At 69.6% G+C, this 4,238-nt stretch carries 4 protein-coding genes and 1 pseudogene; 2 read left to right on the forward strand and 3 right to left on the reverse strand.

What is annotated here, in order from left to right:
- Together mbtM and mbtN are read left to right on the forward strand one after the other, a co-directional pair.
- Positions 1-1,347 (forward strand): long-chain-fatty acid--ACP ligase MbtM (gene mbtM, locus AC2VOU_RS11485; RefSeq protein WP_486957489.1); only part of this gene is annotated, 1,347 nt, incomplete at its 5' end.
- Positions 1,344-2,492: a mycobactin biosynthesis acyl-ACP dehydrogenase MbtN gene (mbtN, locus tag AC2VOU_RS11490; protein ID WP_486957490.1), complete on the forward strand. Its 1,149-nt coding sequence runs from the start codon at positions 1,344-1,346 to the stop codon at positions 2,490-2,492. The genes mbtM and mbtN, both read left to right, overlap by 4 nt.
- Positions 2,493-2,583: 91 nt before the next feature.
- Here the strand turns inward: mbtN and AC2VOU_RS11495 are convergent, their stop codons facing one another.
- From AC2VOU_RS11495 to AC2VOU_RS11505, 3 genes and pseudogenes are all read right to left on the reverse strand, one after another.
- Positions 2,584-3,204 carry a GNAT family N-acetyltransferase gene (locus tag AC2VOU_RS11495; RefSeq protein WP_486957491.1) on the reverse strand — a complete coding sequence of 207 codons (621 nt, stop codon included), beginning with the start codon at positions 3,202-3,204 and terminating at the stop codon, positions 2,584-2,586.
- A gap of 43 nt (positions 3,205-3,247) precedes the next feature.
- Complete coding sequence (locus AC2VOU_RS11500; RefSeq protein ID WP_486957492.1) at positions 3,248-4,021, reverse strand: TIGR03084 family metal-binding protein; 774 nt, start codon at positions 4,019-4,021, stop codon at positions 3,248-3,250.
- Positions 4,022-4,031: 10 nt separating this feature from the next.
- Positions 4,032-4,238 (reverse strand): annotated as a pseudogene (locus AC2VOU_RS11505) (MFS transporter); the annotation flags it as partial.

Genomic DNA, 4,238 nt, shown 5'->3' on the forward strand with positions numbered 1-4,238 from the left:
CGCAGCGTGTCGATCCTGCCCGGCCCGGTCCGCGGCGCCGACCCGCGGCGGTGGGCGCAGGCGACGTTGGCCCGATTCGACGGCATCGGCGTGCGCACGGTGCTCAGCCACGGCGACGAATTGGTCCTGCTGGCAGGGCATGCCGGCGGGCCGGCGGTGCTCGACCTGACCGCCGTCGCGCACGAACCGTCGACCAACTTCACGCCCGTCGAGGCGGCGCCCGGGACGCCGGCGATACTGCAGGGCACCGCGGGTTCTACCGGAAACCCTCGCACCGCAGAGCTTTCCGCCGAGGCGGTGCACAACAACGTCACCGGCTTGCTCACCCGCATCGGCGTCGACCCGGCCGTCGACGGGGGTTGCACGTGGCTGCCGCTCTATCACGACATGGGGCTGACGTTTCTGCTCAGCGGCGCTCTGAGTGGGTCGCGGGTCTGGCTGGCCCCGACATCGGCGTTCACCGCGTCGCCGTTCCGCTGGCTGCGCTGGCTCAGCGAGAGCGGCATGTCGCTGACGGCCGCGCCGAACATGGCCTACAGCATGATCGGCACGTACGCCCGACTGGTCTCCGACGTCGACCTCGGCCGGGTGCGGTTTGCCATCAACGGGGGCGAGCCGGTCGACTGCGCTGGCCTGCAGCGATTCGCGGATGCGCTGCGCCCCTTCGGTTTCGACGCCGGGGCGTTGGCCCCGTCCTACGGGCTGGCCGAATCGACCTGCGCGGTGACGACACCGCCGCCGGGTCGCGGCCTGCGCTACGACGAGATCGATTCCGGCGCAGCCGAACCGCATCGACACGCATGCTTGGGTGAGCCGATCGATGGTATGGAAATTCGCGTCAACCACGAGTCTGACCACTCCGCCGAGGTGCCGGGCCGTGCCGTCGGCGAGATCGAGATCCGCGGCACCTCGATGATGTCCGGCTATCTCGGCGACAACCCGCTCGAGCCCGGCGCCTGGTTCCCGACCGGCGACCTGGGCTATCTCACCGACGACGGACTGGTGGTCTGCGGGCGGGCCAAAGAGATCATCACCGTCGCCGGACGCAACATCTTTCCCGCCGAGATCGAGCGGGTCGCCGCCGAAATCCGCGGTGTGCGGGAGGGCGCGGTGGTCGCCGTCGGCACCGACGGTGACGCGGCCCGGCCCGGTCTGGTGATCACCGCCGAGTTCCGCGGCCCCGACGAAGCCGGCGCCCGCCGTGAACTGGTCGCCAAAGTGGCGTCGGAGTGCGGCATCGTGCCCGCCAACGTGGTGTTCGTCCGGCCCGGCGCGCTGCCGCGCACCTCGTCGGGCAAACTGCGGCGCCTCGAAGTCAAACGCAATGTGGCCCAGGTGACGACGTGACCGGTGAGCTGAGCATCGACGAGTACCGCGCGCTGCTCGACGAGGTGTTCAACGGCGACGTGATCACGTGGACTGCGGAAGCCGAAGTCAACGAACGCTTTCCACGCCAGCTGATCGAGCATCTCGGTGAACGCGGGGTGTTCGCGCAGAAGTGGCTGGGCGGCCCGCATCCCGATGTCGCCAAGTTGGTCGCGTTGGCGTTCGCGCTGGGGCGGCTGGGCTCGGCCGGCATCGGTGTCGGTGTCAGCCTGCACGACTCGGCCATTGCGATCCTGCGCCGCTTCGCGCGGTCGGACTATCTCAAGGACATCTGCGAGCAGGCCATCCGCGGCGAGGCGGTGCTGTGCATCGGCGCCTCCGAGGAGTCGGGAGGGTCGGACCTGCAGATCGTCGAGACCGAAGTCCGCTCTGCCCGAGGCGGATTCGAAGTCCGCGGCGTCAAGAAATTCGTGTCGCTCTCGCCGGTGGCAGACCACATCATGGTGGTCGCCCGCGGTGTGGATGACGACAACGCCAGCCGACACGGCAACGTGCTGGTGATCGCGGTGCCGACGGCTCGGTGCGACGTCCAGGCGCCGTACCGCAAAGTCGGCGCTGGGCCGCTGGACACCGCTGCGGTACACATCGACATCTGGGTGCCCGCCGACGCGCTGATCGCCCGCCCCGGAACGGGCTTGGCAGCCATCTCCTGGGGGTTGGCGCACGAGCGGATGTCGATCGCCGGTCAGGTCGCCGGCGGCTGCCAGCGGGTGCTCGGCATCACCCACGCTCGGATGGTGGCGCGGCGGCAGTTCGGCGCTACCCTGTTCGAGCACCAGGCGTTGCGGCTGCGCATCGCCGACCTGCAGGCCCGCGTCGACCTACTTCGTCACGGGCTCAACGGGATTGCGGCCGAAGGCCGACTCGACCTGCGGGCCGCTGCGGGCGTGAAGGTGACCGCCGCGCGGCTCGGCGAAGAGGTGCTCTCGGAATGCATGCACATCTTCGGCGGGGCCGGTTACCTGGTCGACGAGACACCGCTGGGCCGGTGGTGGCGGGACATGAAGCTGGCCCGCGTCGGTGGCGGCACCGACGAGGTGCTGTGGGAATTGGTGGCTGCGGCAATGAAACCCGACTATGACGGCTACCGCGAATTGAACGGCTAGCGGGCCTCAAACATTATCGAGATCGACGCTGGTGCGAAGAAATGCGAGTAATCGCGCGGCTAGCGTCGATCTCGCGCACCAAAGCCAAGCATTAGCGGGCCCGCGGTACGTCGTCGGGCGTGCGCGCCAACGCGTACAACGCCATCCGCCGGTTGCTCATGTCGTGCTCGCCGAGGAACGTGCAGCCGGCGTATTCACACAGCCGGCGCGCCGAGGTGTTGCGGTGATCGGGGTCGAACATGATTCGGCGGCAACAGGATTCGACCTCGAAGACGCTGGCGACGATCCGCGGCAGCAGGAACGGGCCGAGCCCCTTGTTGACGATCGAGAGCTCGGCGATCGCGGCATGCAGACCGACGTCATAGGGATCAGCGTCGTAGCGGGTGGCGATGGAATCCTTTGCGGCGCGGTACACCTCGACGTAGCCGCCGTCTTCGCCGTTCATGCTGCCGATGAACGGGCGGGAATAGTCGCCCGCGCACTGGGCATGCAGGTAGTCCCGCCACCGCTCAACCGGCCAGTCCGACTCCCACGCCTCCACCAGGTGCGGCATGTTCATCCATCGCGAGATCATCGCCGCATCGTCATCCGGGTTGACCGGCCGCAGCGCATACGGGTCGGCCAGCACCGGCGTGGGCGGCGGCGGAACGGCCCGAACTGCGTCGCTGAGTTCGGTCAGCTCCCGCGGCAGGACGAGCAACGGTTCAGCCATAACGAGCGCAGAGCCTACCGGAAGTTAGGGTTACCTTGCCCGCCTACCGGCCGGTCCCGGGCGGCCCCGCGAACGCCTGCGCGATGGGCAGCCAGCGCGCCGCGTCCTCGCCGGAGGCGGCGACATCGAGCTCGCGCAGCGGGCGTCGCTGGGTGACCAGGCAACAGAAGTCCTCGGCGGACCCGGTGACGCGCTGAGACGCGTCGACAGGTCCCCACGTCCAGAGGCTGCCGTCGGGTGCGCGCAGCTCCACCCGGAACGGCTCGCCCGGCGGCGCCAGCTCGTGGATGACGAACGCGAAGTCGCGGGTGCGCACGCCGATGTGGGCGATGGAACGCAGCCGGGCGGTGGCGGGCCGGACCACCCCGAGCGCGTCGGCAATGTCGAGACCGTGCGCCCAGGTCTCCATCAATCGGGCCGTGGCCATCGACGGCCCGCTCATCGGCGGGCCGAACCACGGCAGCTTGCGGCCGTCGTCCACGGTCAGCAGCGCGTCGTGCAGCCGCGCCCGAGTCGACCGCCAGTCGGCGAGCAACTCGGCCGGCCCGACGCCGGCCAGCTCGTCGGCTGCGGTGTTGACGAAGCCGATCGGGTCGTCGAGAGCCGACTTGACCACGTCGGCGAAGCCGTCCTCGTCGGTGACCGACACCAGCGCACCGCGGTCGGTCCACAGCAGGTGCCCGATCTGGTGGGCGATCGTCCAGCCCGCGGCGGGCGTCGGCGTGCTCCAGCGGTCGGCGGGCAGCGTCGCGACCAGGGCGTCCAGCTCGTCGCTTTCGGCGCGCAGGTCGTCGACAATCTGCGAAAGGTCGGCCATCCGGGTTACTTTAACGACTCGCCGCCCGCCCGATGACGCAGTGCGCGGCAAGCCCGCAGAGATAGACGACGCTGCCGGCCACCACCAGCGCGGGGGAGTGTCCGTCAGCGGGAATCACGCAGGCCGCCGCCGTGATCGCGGCCAGGAACGCCACCCAGAACAGCGAATCCTGCACTGCGAATACGTGCCCGCGCAGGGCGTCGTCCACGTCGAGCTG

It is taken from the genome of Mycobacterium sp. TH-M25 (assembly GCF_057473665.1).

Coding starts and splice junctions, on each gene's coding strand:
- AC2VOU_RS11500 (WP_486957492.1), bottom strand. CDS start 4,021: ATGGCCGACCTTTCGCAGATTGTCGACGACCTGCGCGCCGAAAGCGAC.
- AC2VOU_RS11495 (WP_486957491.1), bottom strand. CDS start 3,204: ATGGCTGAACCGTTGCTCGTCCTGCCGCGGGAGCTGACCGAACTCAGC.